The sequence below is a fragment of the Lacrimispora struthionigena genome (assembly GCF_048627165.1).
Lineage (GTDB): Bacteria > Bacillota > Clostridia > Lachnospirales > Lachnospiraceae > Lacrimispora.
This window is the reverse complement of sequence record NZ_JBMBWP010000001.1, coordinates 96,873-113,785: the sequence shown is the minus strand read 5'-3', so window position 1 is coordinate 113,785 and position 16,913 is coordinate 96,873. Positions and strand designations below refer to the sequence as shown.

11 protein-coding genes are annotated in these 16,913 nt (G+C 41.7%); 2 read left to right on the top strand and 9 right to left on the bottom strand.

Going from position 1 to position 16,913, the window contains the following annotated elements; genetic code table 11:
- Nucleotides 1-166: 166 nt before the first annotated feature.
- Complete coding sequence (locus ACOAOT_RS00525; RefSeq protein WP_420215149.1) at nt 167-1,081, top strand: helix-turn-helix transcriptional regulator; 915 nt, start codon at nt 167-169, stop codon at nt 1,079-1,081.
- A gap of 106 nt (nt 1,082-1,187) precedes the next feature.
- Here ACOAOT_RS00525 and ACOAOT_RS00520 read toward each other — a convergent pair whose 3' ends face one another.
- The 9 genes from ACOAOT_RS00520 to ACOAOT_RS00480 all read right to left on the bottom strand — a co-directional run bounded on the left by ACOAOT_RS00520 (nt 1,188) and on the right by ACOAOT_RS00480 (nt 14,965).
- Nucleotides 1,188-2,810: an extracellular solute-binding protein gene (locus tag ACOAOT_RS00520; RefSeq protein ID WP_420215148.1), complete on the bottom strand. Its 1,623-nt coding sequence runs from the start codon at nt 2,808-2,810 to the stop codon at nt 1,188-1,190.
- A 49-nt stretch (nt 2,811-2,859) separates the two neighbouring features.
- Nucleotides 2,860-3,726, bottom strand: coding sequence for a carbohydrate ABC transporter permease (locus ACOAOT_RS00515; protein WP_420215147.1), 867 nt, complete (start codon nt 3,724-3,726; stop codon nt 2,860-2,862).
- Nucleotides 3,726-4,661 carry an ABC transporter permease gene (locus ACOAOT_RS00510; protein ID WP_420215146.1) on the bottom strand — a complete coding sequence of 312 codons (936 nt, stop codon included), beginning with the start codon at nt 4,659-4,661 and terminating at the stop codon, nt 3,726-3,728. The genes ACOAOT_RS00515 and ACOAOT_RS00510 overlap by 1 nt, the downstream gene beginning before the upstream one ends.
- 18 nt (nt 4,662-4,679) lie before the next feature.
- Nucleotides 4,680-5,222, bottom strand: a complete 543-nt coding sequence (locus tag ACOAOT_RS00505) for an HAD family hydrolase (RefSeq protein ID WP_104438282.1) — start codon at nt 5,220-5,222, stop codon at nt 4,680-4,682.
- Nucleotides 5,223-5,352: 130 nt separating this feature from the next.
- Nucleotides 5,353-8,451 carry an alpha-mannosidase gene (locus ACOAOT_RS00500; RefSeq protein ID WP_420215145.1) on the bottom strand — a complete coding sequence of 1,033 codons (3,099 nt, stop codon included), beginning with the start codon at nt 8,449-8,451 and terminating at the stop codon, nt 5,353-5,355.
- Nucleotides 8,452-8,575: 124 nt separating this feature from the next.
- Nucleotides 8,576-11,713: an alpha-mannosidase gene (locus tag ACOAOT_RS00495; RefSeq protein WP_420215144.1), complete on the bottom strand. Its 3,138-nt coding sequence runs from the start codon at nt 11,711-11,713 to the stop codon at nt 8,576-8,578.
- 80 nt (nt 11,714-11,793) lie between these two features.
- Nucleotides 11,794-12,648: a carbohydrate ABC transporter permease gene (locus ACOAOT_RS00490; RefSeq protein ID WP_420215143.1), complete on the bottom strand. Its 855-nt coding sequence runs from the start codon at nt 12,646-12,648 to the stop codon at nt 11,794-11,796.
- Between the two features lie 6 nt (nt 12,649-12,654).
- Nucleotides 12,655-13,584 (bottom strand): carbohydrate ABC transporter permease, encoded by a 930-nt coding sequence (locus ACOAOT_RS00485; protein WP_330590520.1) that lies wholly within the window; start codon nt 13,582-13,584, stop codon nt 12,655-12,657.
- A 25-nt stretch (nt 13,585-13,609) separates the two neighbouring features.
- Complete coding sequence (locus ACOAOT_RS00480) at nt 13,610-14,965, bottom strand: ABC transporter substrate-binding protein (RefSeq protein WP_420215142.1); 1,356 nt, start codon at nt 14,963-14,965, stop codon at nt 13,610-13,612.
- Between the two features lie 187 nt (nt 14,966-15,152).
- Here ACOAOT_RS00480 and ACOAOT_RS00475 point away from each other — a divergent pair, with 187 nt between their 5' ends.
- On the top strand, nt 15,153-16,913 hold the full coding sequence (locus tag ACOAOT_RS00475) for a sensor histidine kinase (protein ID WP_420215141.1): 1,761 nt from the start codon (nt 15,153-15,155) through the stop codon (nt 16,911-16,913).

The following is a 16,913-nucleotide window of genomic DNA, read 5'->3' as shown; positions in this document are numbered from 1 at the left end:
TTGCCACTTCCTTTCTGCTGCCATCCAACAAAATAGTTGGGGCACATTGCAATCTCTACAATATTTTTCTTTTTTATTTGCCAATGTATTGCACATCTTGTCATCATTCTGCTATAATGTATATCCGATACATGACTATTCCATAGAAAGTATAAAGGTGGTTCCTATGACAAATCCTGATGATACTCTGCTTTATAAAAAAAGACATAATATCACCATTAACGATATCCAGCATTCCCTATACTATTACTTCGATTATGATGAACGCTCCTTTGATATCAATATGCCATTTCAGCATTTCCATTCTTTTTATGAATTGATGATACTGATCAGTCCTCAGGCAAGCCATCTGGTAGAAGGTATTCCTTATTCCATACGTTCTGGAGATATTGTGCTTCTACGGCCATCGGTTCTGCACCGGTCTGAATATCAGAAAGGTGCTCCAAGCAAACGGCTTGTGATCGGCTTTTTATATCCCCCTGCACTTTGGGGCATGCCAGAAACTTACCAGAAGCTGTTTGAACCGTTTTATTCCCCACTTCCGATCTTCCGTTTTCCTTCTAAACAGCAGCAGCTGATTAACGAAAAGCTCAATCGCATTTACCGCTACTCCTTTCAGGACGAGGAACCGGAACTTAAATCATTGATTGTTCACGGAATGTTTGTGGAATTTCTCTATACTTTACGGCAGCTGGCACCATTTAACACCTATACCAACGAACCACTAAAGGATGAAGCTTCCCAAAAAATATACACCATTGCCAACTTCATTCATAATCATTATTCAGAAGAATTAACACTGGACTCCCTTTCCAGGGAATTTTATATCAGTCCCTACTATCTGTCCCATCAGTTTAAAGATGTGACAGGCTACACCCTGACCCAGTACATTCAGATGACACGGATCCGAAACGTACAATACCTGCTGTTAAACACGAAAAAGAAGATTTCTGAACTGGCGGAAGAATGCGGATTTACAAGCTTTTCACAATTTAACCGAATCTTTCAAAAGTATTGCAGCCAGTCGCCCTCTGAATTCCGTAAAGATGGTGGCGGAAACAGCATTCCGACAATTCTTTAACGATCAGATGGGCAGAAAAAGCCCGTTACAGCTTCCCGGCATCATCCTTATTTCGATGAGAAAGAGCTGTAACGAGCTTCTTATAGCCTGCTGCCCCGTTAAGGAATTACTTTATTGTGTCAAAATATTCTGCTCTTGCGTCAAGAATCTTCTGCAGCCCTGCATTTACAAGGTTGTCATATTCTGTCTTCTGCAGACTATCGAACTGATCCGGTGTACAGCTGATCAGCTTGTAAACATAACCTACCATTAAGTTCTCAACATTCTTACCGTAATCAGCTTCTGCCTGTGAAACGTTAGCATATACAGGGAAACGGAACTTTCCTTCGGAACGAACATCATAGAAATTAGAGAACCAGTCAGGGGTTTCCCACTCAACAGACTGATCTTTCACCCATTTAGAAACGATTGAATCCTTATTTTTAGTCCAATCCATAGCAAGGTTAACGATATTTAAGTCATCACAGGTTCCTGGATATCCCTTAGAAGAAAGCTCTTCACTGGATAACTTAATCGGAACTCCGTTTTCATCTCTCTTGTGTTCTGCGGTGAATACGATATTTTCAGCAACTGCCGGATCTGCCATCCAGTTTAAATACTTCATGCAGGCATCTGCCTTCTTCTCGCTGCTCTTTGGTACCATTACAAACATACCGTATCTAGGCTCAAATGGTGTACGATAAGAACCATCAGCCAGTTCAAAGCACTGTACAGGAACGAAAGTTCTTCCGCCTGCGCTCTGATTTAATACAGTGATATAGTTCCAAGGACTTTCTGTATCGTCAAGGAAGAAACCAACGTTACCAGCTGTTACCTGAGCCTTGTAAAGATCTTCGTTTGTATCAGTTGCAAAATCTTTATTAATAAGTCCTTTGTTATAAAGTTCATTTAATTTTTTAATACCATCAATAGCGCCAGGAGCTACAGCCATATAAGCTTCACTGTATACATAAGCATCCTTATCGCCTGCAAGATTTACATAAGAACCAAGGTAATTGATATAACCCTTTTCAGTATCATTACGTCCGCTCATGGCCCATGGAATTACATTGTCTACGCCACCAGGGTTTTTGTCTTTTACTGCCTGTAAATAAGCAGTAAGCTCTTCTTTGGTTTTTGGCATCTGCATTCCAAGTTTATCCAGCCAGTCCTGACGGATATAAGCTGTATGGCGAGGAGATTCAACACCTCTCTGTTTCATAATTGCAAACTGCTTTCCATCAATCTGTCCCATGTTCTGAGCATCTGCAACGAATTTCTTAATATCTGCGCCGTTCTTTTCATAAGCCTCAGTTAAATCGGTAAGACCGCCAGCCTGGGCAAAGCTGTTGAAGAGACCCTGATTATAGGTAAATACGATATCAGGAGCACTTCCGCCAGACATCATAATATTTACTTTTTCATCAGAAGAAGATCTTGGTACTGAAACGTACTCTACGTTAATATTGTACTTTTCTTTAACCTGTTTCTTTACCCATTCTGTCTGGGTATTATTCTCTACAGTTGTACCGGGAGCTGCATCACCTCTGTCCCAGATCATAACCTTGATTGTTACTTCTTCGCCCTTGTCAGCGGAAGAGGAAGCCTCTGCTGCCTTTGTTTCTGTACCGCCAGCTGCTGCGGTTGTTGCGGTTGTTGCATCTTTTGCTGCGCCGGAACCACATCCGGTTACCAGAGATGCTGCAGCTAAAACAGCTACACAGCTCTTTAATAATTTTGCTTTTTTCATTATAAAACCTCCCTTTCATAATCGTTTTTATTATTTAATTAATAAATAATCAACCTTTAACGGCACCAAGCATAATGCCCTTTGTAAAATATTTCTGAATAAATGGATATGCAATCACCATTGGTGTCATGGAAATTACAATACTTGCTGATTTAATATTATCTGCTACAAGCTGAGACTGGATACCTTCCTCCTGGGTCAGCTTTACTGCTTCAATCAGCTGTTTTAATACCATCTGTACGGTATACAGCTTAGAAGAGTTTACGTAGTAAAGAACATCGCTTAAACGGTTCCATCTACCCACTGCATAAAACAGTGCCAGTGTTGCCAGTGTTGGATAAACCAATGGGAGTGCTACTTTGAATAATGTCTGTACTTCATTACAGCCATCAATCTTTGCTGCTTCGTAAAGGGATGAATCCAGTCCCTTAAATGCAGTACACATGATGATCATGTTATACGCACTCAGTGCTTCAGGTATAATCAAAGCCCAAACGGTATCGATAAGTTTCAGGCTTTTTACGTTTAAATACTTCGGAATAATACCTGGATCTAAATACATAGTCAGTACAAACAAGGTCATAATCACTGCTCCGCCCTTTAAGTTCCTCTTAGAAAGGGGATAAGCTGCAAGTACGGTCATGATGATACATACAAAAGTAGATCCAAGCATCAGGAACACTGAGTAAATAAATGAGGATACGAAGCTTCCGCTGTGAAATGATCTGACATAAGCTTCCACGGTAAACTGGACAGGATAAAGGAAAACTTTACCACCCAGAATGGCATCCTTGGAACTTAATGACATGGATACAACCCTGATTATGGGAATCAATGCCACGATGCTGATTACTACGAAAAATGTGTTCCAGAAGAGCTGGAACCTTCTGTCTGCTTTGCTCTTTAATTCGCTCATTACATAATTCCCTCCTCTCCCATTTTTTTAGAAATCTGATTCACTGACAGAATCATAATGATTCCGACAACGGACTGGAAGAGACCCACGGCAGTAGCGAAATCGAAACGGCCTGCCTGAAGACCTACACTATAAACATAAGTACTGATAACGTCGGATGCACTTTTAACCAGTGTATTTCCCATCATAAATGGACGGTCAAAGTCGATGGAGACGATCTTACCAAGCTGCATAATAAGCATGATTGAAATGGTAGGTCTGATCTGTGGAATAGTCACATGCGCAATTCTCTGTAATCTGGTTGCGCCATCAATATAAGCTGCTTCTCCAAGAGATGGATCCGTAGCAGTAAGCGCCGCAAGATAAATAATCAGAGAATAACCTGCTGACTGCCAGATTCCTGCAAACCAGTAAACAAATCTCCATATAAAAGGACTACTTAAGAAGTTCACTTCCCGGGCTCCTACTTTGCGGAAAATATCATTTACAAGACCGCTTGTAGAGAACAGCTGGGTAATGATACCTGCAATAATAACCCAGGAAAGGAAGTTTGGAAGATATAAAATAGTCTGTGTGGCTTTTCTGATATGCACATTTCTGATTTCAAACAGGAATACAGCAATCAGTACTGGTACCGGGAATCCAATAATCAGGTCACCGATATTTAATATCAATGTATTGACTAACGCATTCCAGAAATCTTTGGAACCGAATGCCTCTTTAAAATGAGAAAAACCAACCCATGGGCTATTCCATATTCCAGCAAATACGTTAAATTTCTTAAAAGCAATAATTCCTCCGATCATTGGCTTATAACGGAACATAAGCATATAAATAACCGGAATCAGAAGCATTAAGTAAAGCTGCCAGGTATTGCGCACATACACCTTAAAAGGAATCTTACGTGCCTTTTCCTTGATTCTCTTTTCTTTCATAATATCCATACCCTCCTTCTATTCGTTTCCGTCTTTTTGAAGCTTAGCCTCCAGACTCTCAATCAGTGCCAGAAGCTCTTTTGGCTCATGGACGGTATAGTCCGGCGTTTCCCATTCATCAGCCGGATTCATATCATAGCGTGGAGACCAGTCAATGAGGATAGAGGTAATTCCAAAGCGGTTGGCTCCGGCTACGTCCTTTCTTACATTGTTTCCAATCATAACCACCCGTTTTTTATCTTCTTCGGTCAGGTGATTTTTCTCCATGGCATCTATAAACATTCTCTCGGAAGGTTTCTGGACCCCAACGATCTCGGAAATTGTTCTGGTGTGGAAGCAATAACCAAGGCCATTTTCTTCATAAACATTGGTGAAGGACTGTTCTTCTCCGTCAGCCACCATAGCAATGACATAACCGGCATCGTAAAGAGCTTTTAAGGTCTCTCCCGCACCGGGAATTAATTCTGCGTGGATCACAATATCCTCATCATTACGAATTTCAGTACCTTCGTCAATAATGGTATCCCCACTGTCTGTAAAAATGATTAGCTTCTTTTGCATTTTGTTAACTCCATATCAAATTTTGGTGTGTTTTTTCTTAAAGCTGATGAAAACATTATAATATTTTGGGTACATTGTTGCTATGCGTAATTTGTTTTTATTGAAACCATCTTACTCGCATTTTTTGCGTTTATAAAACTAAACGCAATGTTTTTATTTCAAATGGAGCAAAATCCAGGAGAATCTCACTTTTATTCTCAAGTAGTTTCACAGGCAGTGTAGTTGGGGGTGATATGATTTCTTCCATATTAGTCTCCCACAATTTGCTGATTTTAAAACGAGTTTTAACGACGCTGGAAGTATGCCTTCCAAAAGCCTCATAAAATCTTAAAATCAAATGATTTTCTCCGTCTTCTGCCATTTTAACAGTCTCCAGAATCACATTATCTGACGAAATACTAAAGTATTCTTTCGTACCTTCCCCTTTTCCCCAGAATTTAAGTGGGCTGTTCAGCTGCATTCCTTCACGAACCACACCGCTGCCCGCAAAATCACTGCCTGTTACATAAAAGGAGTAAGTAAATTCCTGCATCCCTTTATCTGCATACATATCCGGCCACACAGGTGCTTTTAACAAGGTCAGTTCCATTGCATTCCCGTCCGTACTGATTCCGTACTTGGAATCATTGAGCACTGCAGCTGTTCTTCCAGGCTCTGACATCGCAGTATAACGGTTATTGCACACCTCATACCGGTCTGCATCATAACGGCGGTTACGGTGAGTTGGCCGTTTCACATAACCAAACTGTATTTCTTCCAACGCTTCCTCTGCCCGTATCGTAACCGGAAACGAAGTTTTTAACAGCTTGTGGGTTTCCTGCCAGTCAATCTCTGTTGCAAAATCGATCCGCCTGCTGTGATAAGACAAAGAGATTCTCTGGGTCATGGCTGACTTATGAATCTGCCGCTTTACAAGAAGCACCACCTTCAAAGGGCCTGTCTCCTCGATGGAAATTGCTGCTTCCTGATTCAGTTTCACTGGCACATTTTTATAGAAAGAGCTGATTTCCCATGCATCGTAATCCACATTGATATCCTGATAAAGAAGAAACTGATTTGCAATTCCGTCAACAAATTCCGTTCCACTTTCCCGTTCCAGTACGCTCCGTACCTGTCCAATGTGATCAATGATTACTTTTAAAAGCTGGTTTTCCAAAATAAAGAATCCGTTTTCTTCATAGATTCTGCAAGTATCTTCCGAAATTGCACAGCTGTTTTCTACAATCTGTGCATAACCACAGGAAGGTACCTTTACGGGTATCAGCAATTGATCTCCAATTCTCTGACTTACCGGCAGTCTGCCACAGCTGATTAATTCCTCTCCTTCTTCAAGGGGAATCTCCACAAGTTCTTCCCGCTCCCAGGAAAGTGAGTTAAACACCAGCAATCCGTCCTCTTTTGAACCAGTGATCTTTTTCTTCGCTTCCTCGTAAAGACTGCGTGCATCCTCTCCAGCTTCTTTTAACTGGGCTTGTGCATCCTCATAAACTCTTGTGATGGAAGTTCCCGGTATAATATCATGGAACTGATTAAACAGAAGGACTTTCCACAAAGCTTCCAGTTCTTCTCTTTTATTCTCACCGCTCTCCACAATACACGCAATGGCATTAAGCATCTCCGCTTCCCGGAGCTTTCGTTCCATCGACCGGTTTTCCTTCTTAATCCGCGCCTGGGACGTATAGGTTCCTCTATGCCATGGAAGGTATAGTTCCCCTCTGTAAACCTCTTTTACAGAGTTTTCTTCTTCCAGTCTTTCAAAGAATTTAACCGGACTTTCCATGCGGGTACGGGGCGCACCTTCTAAATCCTTCACCCGTTTTGCCACCTCAGCCATCTCTCTGGTGGCACCGCCGCCGCCATCACCGAATCCAAACGGGAAAATAAAGGTATCAATATTTTCCTGCTGTACCCGGTCTTCCTCCCATCTGGTTATCAGATCAAGAGGATCCAGCCTTGCATTGTTCTTTTTATAAAAATGGGTCAGTATCCTGGTACCATCGATTCCTTCCCACCAAAAATTATTATAAGGGAAACCATCACAGCCCTTCAGCGCTCTGGCCATCTTCTGAGTTGCAAAATAACGGATTCCACAGCCTTTCATAATCTGGGGCAGCTGTCCGTTAAAGCCGAAGCAGTCCGGCAGCCAGACCATAACGCTTTCTATGCCAAGTTCTTTTCGAAACCACTTTCTTCCGTACAGACACTGACGGATCAGGCTCTCTCCCGATACCAGATTGGTATCAGGTTCCACATACATGCCGCCCTCAGGGATAAAGGATCCCTCTTCCACTTTCTTTAAAAGGCGTCCATATAACTCAGGATAATGTTCTTTTACATTCTCCATAATCGGCGGCTCACATAAGAGAAATTTATAATCTTCATATTCATCGGATAAGGCAATCTGGGTGGATAGGGTTCTTGCACATTTGCGTTTTGTCTCTTCCCATGGCCACAGCCATGCCAGATCCAGGTGGGATTGTCCGAAAATGGTGAACTCCGGAGCCGTTGATCCGTTTACGCAGGTAAGAAGTGGCGCCAGTTTTTTCCTGGCCTCACGAAACGATTCATTCCGTCCTTCCCGGTCCAGTTCAAAGTCAGCTGTAAATGTAAATTCCAAAAGTCCCTGATTTATTTTCATCGCTCTTAAGGATTTGGGATCAAGCCCCTCAGAAAGCTTACTTAATGTAAATACGTCCATAAGCAGCTGAAATGCATCTTCGTTCCAGATTCCAAAATCCGAATCTCCTACCTTAACCTGAAACTCCGGTGGTTCTGGAACCGCAGTACGAAAATCAGGGCATGGTCCGCCCTTTTCCAGTCTCGGTCCATGCCCTGCATAGCTTTCTGCCACAACAACAAAACGCTCACCTGCCGTTGCATGGCGTGTCAGTGTAATTCCATCGTGCTTTAAATCTCTGGAACCTGCCGTTTTCCCATTTACCCATAAAAGCATCTCACCGCCCACCTCCGGGTGAAGGAAAATCCGCTTTCCCTCCGCCTCTTTCGGCATAACGATCTCTGTTAAAAACCAGCCGTATTCCCATTTGCTGCCCCAGGGGGTTCCCTGAGGCATGGGGTAAAACTCCTGTTTTAGTGCTTCCTCATAAGAGAAATGCTCTTTTGTCGTAAAACCGGTAAAAGTCACTGATGAAAGTCTTTCAAATAAATGGTTTTTTAATTCTTCCATCCATATGTGAATCCGTCCGTTTCGTTCTGCAGCAAGCTCCATCTGCATATCCTCCCTTTTCTGATACAGTTATATTGCACCATTATATGATATCTCACAGGCAGTGACTATGCATAGTTTGTCAAGTTACTGTATATCTTTTGCAAATCTTGCAAAAATATAATTCCTACAATTGAATCTTTATGGTTTTTATTTCATAAGGCTTAAAGGAAAGAGCAATCCGTCCGTTTTCTGCCGGAACCTTATTCGTCTCCTCTTCCATACAGTTGCATTCGCTGATCTGTGCACCCTCTGTCATGGAGAATGTTACGTGGGTATTGGTCCGCATGCCATAAGACTCATAGAAACGTACAATCAGTCCATCCCCATCTTCACAACGCTTCACTGTGTCAGCCAGTATATTTTCATTCTCAATTTCTAAGAAGGAACAGGACAGAACACCATCTCCCTTAATTTCAGTAGAAGTAAGAGGACAGTTTAAGTCATACGCTTCCTGTATTACTCTGCCAGTACGGAAATCTCCTTTATGAGGCAGCAGAGAATAGGTAAATGTATGCTCACCCTGATCTGCATCCGGATTTGGGAAAATGCCGGATTTTAATAACGTAAGGCGAATGACAGAATCTTGAACGTCATAACCGTATTTGCAGTCATTTAAAACAGCAGCGCCATACCCTGCTTCTGAAACATCCGCCCATTTATGGGCACATACTTCAAATCTTGCCTGATCCCAGGTGGTATTTTTGTGTGTCGGCCGGCTTACATTACCAAACTGAATGTCATAATTGGCCTCGTTACACAGAATATCCAGAGGGAAGGCAGCCTTTAACAGCATTTGATGCTCATTCCAGTCGATTCTGGTCTTAAAATCAATTCTCTTTGTATGACTGTAAAAGCAGATCTGCTGTTCAATGACAGAATCCATGAATTTCCGTTTTACAAGTACCACTGCTCTGACCGGGCCATTTTCTAACAGCTTTATTTCCGTTACGTCATTTACCTGCCACTGTTTCTCCTCAAAGGTAGAATCAATATTCCATGCATCAAATTCCAGTGGCCGGTCTTCAAATACAAGCAGTTCATTACCCGCTTTTCCTTCCTTTAACAGACTTCTTTCTTCTGTTCTGTCGTAGATACGGGATAGATTTCCTTGCTGGTCAAATTCCACCTCATAATATGGGCTGACTGCCTTTATCACAGCTCCCTCTTCCCTGCATTCCACAGAAGTAAATACGGACTCTGCCTTCTCCAATGAATCACCTGCCGAAAGTACCGTTACACCCTTTGATGGCACAGCCTCAGCCAATGCGATCATGTGTCCGTCAAAGGTTTGCTGGGTGATCGCTGAAAGATTCTTAACCGCAGTCTCAAATTCAACAATTCCGGTTCTTTTAAAACTTAGAGAGTTCCATACTGCAAGGGCAGTCGGGTTCTTTCTTTCACATTCAAATCCAGATACCTTCAAAATACTTTCATGGCTCTGATTAATTATATCAAGATCTGATTCCATGATTTTCTTATACTGAATCTCAGAATCCTCATATACCTCTTTAATGGATGATCCTGGGAGAATATCATGAAACTGGTTTAACAACAGAAGCTTCCAGTTTTCATCCAGCTGACTCTTTGGATATTTCCCGCTTTTGGTAAGAAGGGATTGAAGAACAGAGTAAAACTCTGCATCTCCGTTTAGAAACTCGCAGGTTCTATTGTATTTCTTGTTTTTTGCCATGGAGGTATAAGTTCCCCGATGGAATTCCAGATACAATTCACCAGCCCATACAGGAAGCCGTTTTTTATCCAGCCCCTCCTCCAGCTTGTGAAAAAAGTCCTTAACAAAAGTTTGTTCCGTCTTTGGACAGCGGGCCACATTTAATTCCATTCTACGGCTCTGTTCCAGCATTTCTTCTGTTGGGCCGCCGCCTCCGTCACCATATCCGTAGCAGGTCAGTACATCACGGCTGACGTCCTTGTTCTGGAATCTCTGCCAGGTCCCCATGATCTGTTTGGGATCCTGTCTGCCGTTGTAGGTGGTGCTGTAGCCTTTGGATGGCTGGTCTTTCTTGTGGTAATCCTTGGTGGAAATCAGATAAGTCAAAACCTCACTGCCGTCAATTCCACGCCACACAAAGGTATCATAGGGAAACTGATTGTATTCGTTCCAGCCAAGCTTCGTTGTCATAAAATAAGACAATCCGGACTGCTTCATAATCTGTGGAATGGCAGCGCTGTAGCCGAATACATCCGGAAGCCAGAGCACTTCGTTTACAGGACCGGAAAGTTCCTTTTCGAAGAATCGTCTTCCATAAAGAATATGACGGACTAAGGATTCACCTGATGCTAAGTTACAGTCCGGTTCCAGCCACATAGCACCCTCTGTCTCCCAGCGTCCCTCTTTTATTTTTTCCTTTATTTCTTCAAAAAGCTCCGGAGCCTCTTCTTTTACAAATTCATAAAGCTGGGGCTGACTGGACATAAATTTGTATTCCGGATACCGCTCCATAAGATTTAGAACTGTACGGAAACTTCTGACTGCTTTTTGTCTTGTCTGTTTTAAAGGCCATTTCCAGGCGACATCGATATGAGTATGCCCGATGCTGTGAACAGTCACCGGATTTTCCGGTCTGTCCTTATAGTAGGCATTCATAAGGAATTCATCTGCTTCTTTTACGGATATAAAGAACTGTTTGGAATGGGGTCTGGTAAAGTCAATCCGGTTCACTGCCTCTGACAGAACCTTAAATCCCTCAATCTGCTCCAAGTCATCTTCTTCCAGAAGATCTGCTGCTTCAAATGGAACTGCAAGATCATAATAGAGCTTTGCTACCTCTTCTTCGTAGGCTCCGATTTCCAGATGAAAGAAATTCGTGCGTCCAGAACTGTTGGAATAGGCATAAAATGCCAGCTCATGAGTTTCACCCTCGTTTGCATGGTCTGTCACAATAAAATCCTGATGATTCATATCCATGGTTCCGGAGTGCTTTCCGTCTAAAAACACCATGATCTGAGGATTGTCTGTATTCCAGATATCCGTCGCTCCCGTGTTTAAGACTGCTCTTACCTGCGCTCCTTTTAAATCAGACGGTACCGTAATACAGGTCTTAAACCAGTAATGCCGATCCGATCCTCCCCAGGTCTCATCCCTGCCAAAAGACTCCCAATTTAAAATGCTGCTGTCAAACTCTTCTTTCCACTCATAACTTCCGGGGCTGATCCACATTTCTTCTGCCGGTTTTAAATTGGAATAGCATAGCGGTTTCAGTGCTTCCAGCGCCGCCAATAATCTGTTTCTGATCGGATTCATTCGTCATTCCACCTTTTGTCTTAAATTTTAAAAAAGGCAGGAAACACCGCATATGCGGGTCTCCCACCTAAAAAGCCTTATTAGCCCTTTATTCCTGTAGAGGCGATTCCTTCCACCAGATATTTCTGCATAGTCAAGAAAATAACAAAGATCGGAATCAAAGATAAAGTTGCCATTGCAAACATCGCACCCCAGTCGGAACCAGCTGTCGGATCTGAGAACATCTTTAATGCATAGCTGACTGGATATTTTAATGGATCACTTAAATAAAGCAAAGCTGCAAGGAAGTCATCCCATCTCCACATGAAGGAGAAAATAGCGCTTGTAACCAGAGATGGCTTCACGAGGGGAAGAATGATCCGGTAAAATATGGAGTAGATCGTACAACCGTCCATTCTGGCAGCCTCGTCCAAATCAATGGGAATACCTCTTATAAACTGAACATTTAAGAAGATAAAAAAGCCCTGTCCAAAAAACTGCGGTACAATAATGGGAAGATAGCTTCCGACCCAACCCATTTTATTAAAGATAATGTACTGCGGAATCATGATAACCTGGAAAGGCAGCATCATTGCAAGAAGCATACATGCAAACCAGAAGCCTTTAAACTTAAAGTCAATTCTTGCAAATCCGTATCCTACGACAGCAGAGGAAATAACGGCTCCTACTGTGGATAAACCTGCAATTATAAAGGAATTCTTAAAAAATGTCCCAAAACCATAACCTGCAAAGCCTTTCCAGCCCACCTTATAGTTTTCTAAAGAAAAGTGTTCTGGCAAAAGGCTGGCAGCAGTCCGGAAAATCTCATTGGTATTTTTAAAGGAACTCATCACCATCCATACAAGCGGATATATCATAACACATGCAAATAAAAAGGTAAATACATGATAAATCGCTGTGGTGACAAATTTTCTTTCCTGATATCCTGTTTTCATATTTCATCACCCTTCCGCTTCGTAATGTACCCACTTTTTCTGTGTTTTGAACAGTACCAGTGTCAGCATGCCTACAACGAATACCATGAACCAGGCCATTGCACAGCCATATCCAAGTTTATTATAAGTAAAGGAATTCTGATACATGTATACGGTATAAAACAATGTTGTATCTCTTGGCTTTCCCTGGGTAATAATATAGCTTTGTGTAAATGCCATAAACCCATTGATCAGCTGGTTAATGAGATTGAAGAAAATAGTGGGTGTCAGCATTGGAATTGTGATTTTGAAAAATCTCTGAATTCCATTGGCGCCATCAACGGTAGCTGCTTCATAAAGGCTGACTGGAATCTGCTTTAAACCGGATAAAAAGATGAGCATGGAAGAACCAAACTGCCAGATTGCTAAAATAATCAGAGTCCAGATCGCTGTATCTGCTCTTCCCAGCCATGCAAGGTCAGAGGGAAGTCCGACTATTCCTAACAATGCGTTTACAACACCATCGCTTGCAAACATTCTCTTCCAGAGAATTGCAACAGCCACACTGGATCCGATAATAGAAGGCAGATAATATACCGCCCTGTAAAATCCGGATAGTTTGGTGCTTTTTACTAAAAGCATGGCAACTGCTAACGCCATGATAAGCCGGAGAGGAACCGAAAACAGAACATAGTACATGGTAACACCAAATACTTTCCAGAACTTTGGATCCGCCGTAAACATCGTTTTATAATTTTCCAGTCCTATAAAAACCGGTGATTTTAATATATTGTATCTGGTGAATGAAAACCCTAAAGATAAAATCATTGGAATTGCCATAAAGGCAAGAAATCCTATAATGAAGGGCAGGATAAATACATATCCTGCAACCTTCGGTGTGTTTAAGATCTGGCCCACTGATTTTTTTCTTTTCGGGATCATTTGATTGTTCTTCATCTTATCCCCTCCAGAATTTTACCTGTTATTTTGCCGCTTCTTCTAGTATTTTCTTTGCTTCAGGCACAAACTGGCCAACTGCGTCGTCTGCTGTTGCATCTCCGTAACGGACTGCTTCAGAAACTGTCTTTCCTAATGCTTCTACTTCACCTTTACCAGATGGGTCTGGAGCATCGATAGGTGTTGCAATTTCAGTTACTTTTGCAACATAATCAAATACTGTCTGAGCTGTTGCATCTGCCTTTGGTTTGATTGCATCAGCAACTTCTGTATTGATCGGGATTCCTCTTTCAGCAAGAAGGATTTCATTACACTCTGTGCTGTTTGTGAACCAGTCAATGAACTTTGCAGCCTCTTCCTTGTTCTTGGAAGATTCAGCGATGGAGAAGAACATACTTGGTTTTAAGTACAGTGGCTGTACTTTAGCATCTGTAATGGTTGGGAACATGGTAATTCCAAGTTCTCTGCCTGCTGTTTTGGAAATACTGATAAACTGGTTGGATAAGCTTAAATCATTCCAGGTTGTTCCATCAATGATTGGCTTTGTCTCTACAACATCAGGATTTTTCTCTGCTAATAAATCTGCGGAAATGCTGGCATCAGATTTAGCAAATTTTTCAATGGTGTTAAAATAAATCTTCATGGAATCTTCTTTTCCAGTGGTTAATTCATCAAATAAATGAGAACCGTTGGCTCTTGCCATGATCTGCATCATGTTGATTCCGCCATCATAAAGAGTTTTAGCACCGGTTTTCTCGCTGATTGTCTTGCCAAGGTCATAAAGCTGGTCCATTGTCAGCTGATCAGGAATGGTAACGCCTGCCTTTTCAACCACTGCTTTGTCATAAACCATCATAGGAGCATTGCTGCCAAGGCTGAGTGCATAAGTCTTTCCGTCAACCTCTCCACTCTTGATGATGCTTTCCGGAATCTTGGAAGTATCAATGACACCGCTGCTCATGAATTCAGATAAGTCAGCAAGCTGTCCGCTCTTCTGATACTGGTTTAAATAGGAGTAATCCATCTGAATGATATCAGGAAGATTTCCGCCTGCTGCCATAGCAGAAAGCTTGTCCCAGTAACCGGACCAGTCAGTAAACTCAACTTTGATGTCTACATTTGGGTTTTTACTCATGTAAAGATCAACTGCTTTTTTTGTTACATCGTTTCTTGTCTGATTTCCCCACCAGCAAAGGCTTAAAGAAACTTTGTCACCTGATGCTGCTGCTTTGGTATCAGTGGATGCTGCTGTGGTAGCTGCCTGTGTGGTAGCTGCATCTGCTTTTGTTGTTTCTGTTGGCTCTGTTTTGGAGCCGCAGGCAGCTAATGATGATGCTGCAAGAATTGCTGCAAGTGTTGTTGCTAAGATTCTTTTCTTCATTTTGCAAAACCTCCCATTTGATTTCATTAAGATAACCACATTTTATGTCAAATATGCACAAACGTAAAGTTAAAATACGGCTTTTTATGGTTGAAAAAACAGCTTTGTGTAATTTGAGAGCGTTTACCAATTTCTTTTTTTGGTCTTTTACTATATAATACGATTATCTGAGAAAGGAATTCTGATTATGAAACGATGTACAGTCTGGTTTAACAACCTGTCTTTATACAAAAAAATACTGACAGTTTTTCTTCTTGCTCTTTTTGCCCTGTGCCTTACTATCTTTATCAGCATTCGAATTCTGGCCAATCGATACAACGAAGTGCTTTATCAGGCAAATGCTGACTCTTTAAGCCATGTAACCACCTATCTGGAATCGGAAATGCAGATGGTTGAGAATGTTACGGATAATATCATCGGAGATACTGTTCTGCAGGAGAATCTGTCGTTTTTGATTGACAATCCATACAGTGACCGGCGTTCTCTTGCAAAAAGAGACATTTATCAACAGCTCTACTCCTATATCTATCAAAGCAGATATGTAAAATCAATTAACATCGTGTTAGATGACGGATCCAATATCTGTATGGGGCGTTCGGATGATATCAATAAATTTAACCGGGCAGAACTTGACCGTTCTATTGACCAGTTAAAAGGAAAAGCGGTATGGTCTTCTGCTATTGAACCCGGTGATGATACCGTGTGTGCAAGACAGATCTTAAAGCTTAAATATTTAAGCCTGAAAAAACTGGCAGGGCTCTATGTCACCGTCGATATGGAACACATGATTGAGGATGGTTTAAAAAGCTCTGGAAGTATGGCAGATAATTCCAGGTTTATCTTAATGACTGGAGAAAAGCGGATCTATCCAGCAGAAGCCTACCACCAGGAATACTGCCTAAAGCTCATTGCGGACAGGCAGGGCAGGGAAAATGCCTATACCATTACATCTCTGGATAACAAAAAGGAATTTATTATAAACGGATATATTCCCAATGTAGGTTGGGACTACCTTTATTTCAGAGATTACAATCCTTTATTTCGAAACGTCCGCCTCATTACCATGCAGATTCTATTATTTACCTTTTTCATTATTGTGGTTACGGCTATCCTGGTTAATTTGCTCTTCCGTTATATTTTCCGCCACCTGGATTACTTAATTGAAAAAATCCAGCGTTTTGGTAATGGAGAACCACCTGTTTACCACATCAGATCCTATGATTATGAGAACAGGCAGGATGAAATCGGCCAGCTTCACCGCAGCTTTGATGAGATGACTCACAGTGTAAAGGTATTAAGAGACGAAAATTATGATAAACAGCTTCTTTTAAGGGATTCTACCATTAAGATGCTCCAACAGCAGATTAATCCTCATTTTTTATACAATACACTGGATACCATTAACTGGATGGCTCAAAAATACGGAGCTGACGATATCTCCATGATGGTTCGCTCCCTGGGTAACTTATTTCGCGCTTCCATTGCGGGTCAGAAGGATATTATTCCCCTATCGGAAGAGCTGGAGGTGTTAAATGACTATATCCGGATTCAGGAAATGCGTTTTAAAGACAGACTGAATTTTGAACTGGAGGTTCCGGAGAATATCTCCCACATCTTCGTTCCCAAGCTGTGTATTCAGCCTTTGGTGGAAAATGCGTTAAAGCATGCCATGGAAGCCACAGACGAAATGTGCTGTATCCGGGTTACCATAAAAGAAATGGAACTGGATTACCAGATTAAGGTATCCAATACCGGTTCCATTATTGATCCTGACTTACTTTCCAAAATTGAAAACAAGGAAATCCATCCCCAGGGTTCGGGTGTTGGACTGGTAAATATTAATTCCAGATTAAAATTACTTTATGGCAACAATTACGGACTGAATTTTTACAATAAGAGCGGAATGGCAGTGGTTATGCTGTCCATTCCTAAAGAACAGGAGGTTTGA

What these genes read in the sequence shown, in the direction of transcription:
- ACOAOT_RS00490 (WP_420215143.1), bottom strand. Translation starts at nt 12,648, where the DNA reads ATGAAAACAGGATATCAGGAAAGAAAATTTGTCACCACAGCGATTTAT.
- ACOAOT_RS00475 (WP_420215141.1), top strand. Translation starts at nt 15,153, where the DNA reads ATGAAACGATGTACAGTCTGGTTTAACAACCTGTCTTTATACAAAAAA.
- ACOAOT_RS00515 (WP_420215147.1), bottom strand. Translation starts at nt 3,726, where the DNA reads ATGAGCGAATTAAAGAGCAAAGCAGACAGAAGGTTCCAGCTCTTCTGG.
- ACOAOT_RS00525 (WP_420215149.1), top strand. Translation starts at nt 167, where the DNA reads ATGACAAATCCTGATGATACTCTGCTTTATAAAAAAAGACATAATATC.
- ACOAOT_RS00485 (WP_330590520.1), bottom strand. Translation starts at nt 13,584, where the DNA reads ATGAAGAACAATCAAATGATCCCGAAAAGAAAAAAATCAGTGGGCCAG.
- ACOAOT_RS00495 (WP_420215144.1), bottom strand. Translation starts at nt 11,713, where the DNA reads ATGAATCCGATCAGAAACAGATTATTGGCGGCGCTGGAAGCACTGAAA.
- ACOAOT_RS00505 (WP_104438282.1), bottom strand. Translation starts at nt 5,222, where the DNA reads ATGCAAAAGAAGCTAATCATTTTTACAGACAGTGGGGATACCATTATT.
- ACOAOT_RS00500 (WP_420215145.1), bottom strand. Translation starts at nt 8,451, where the DNA reads ATGGAGCTTGCTGCAGAACGAAACGGACGGATTCACATATGGATGGAA.
- ACOAOT_RS00510 (WP_420215146.1), bottom strand. Translation starts at nt 4,661, where the DNA reads ATGAAAGAAAAGAGAATCAAGGAAAAGGCACGTAAGATTCCTTTTAAG.
- ACOAOT_RS00520 (WP_420215148.1), bottom strand. Translation starts at nt 2,810, where the DNA reads ATGAAAAAAGCAAAATTATTAAAGAGCTGTGTAGCTGTTTTAGCTGCA.
- ACOAOT_RS00480 (WP_420215142.1), bottom strand. Translation starts at nt 14,965, where the DNA reads ATGAAGAAAAGAATCTTAGCAACAACACTTGCAGCAATTCTTGCAGCA.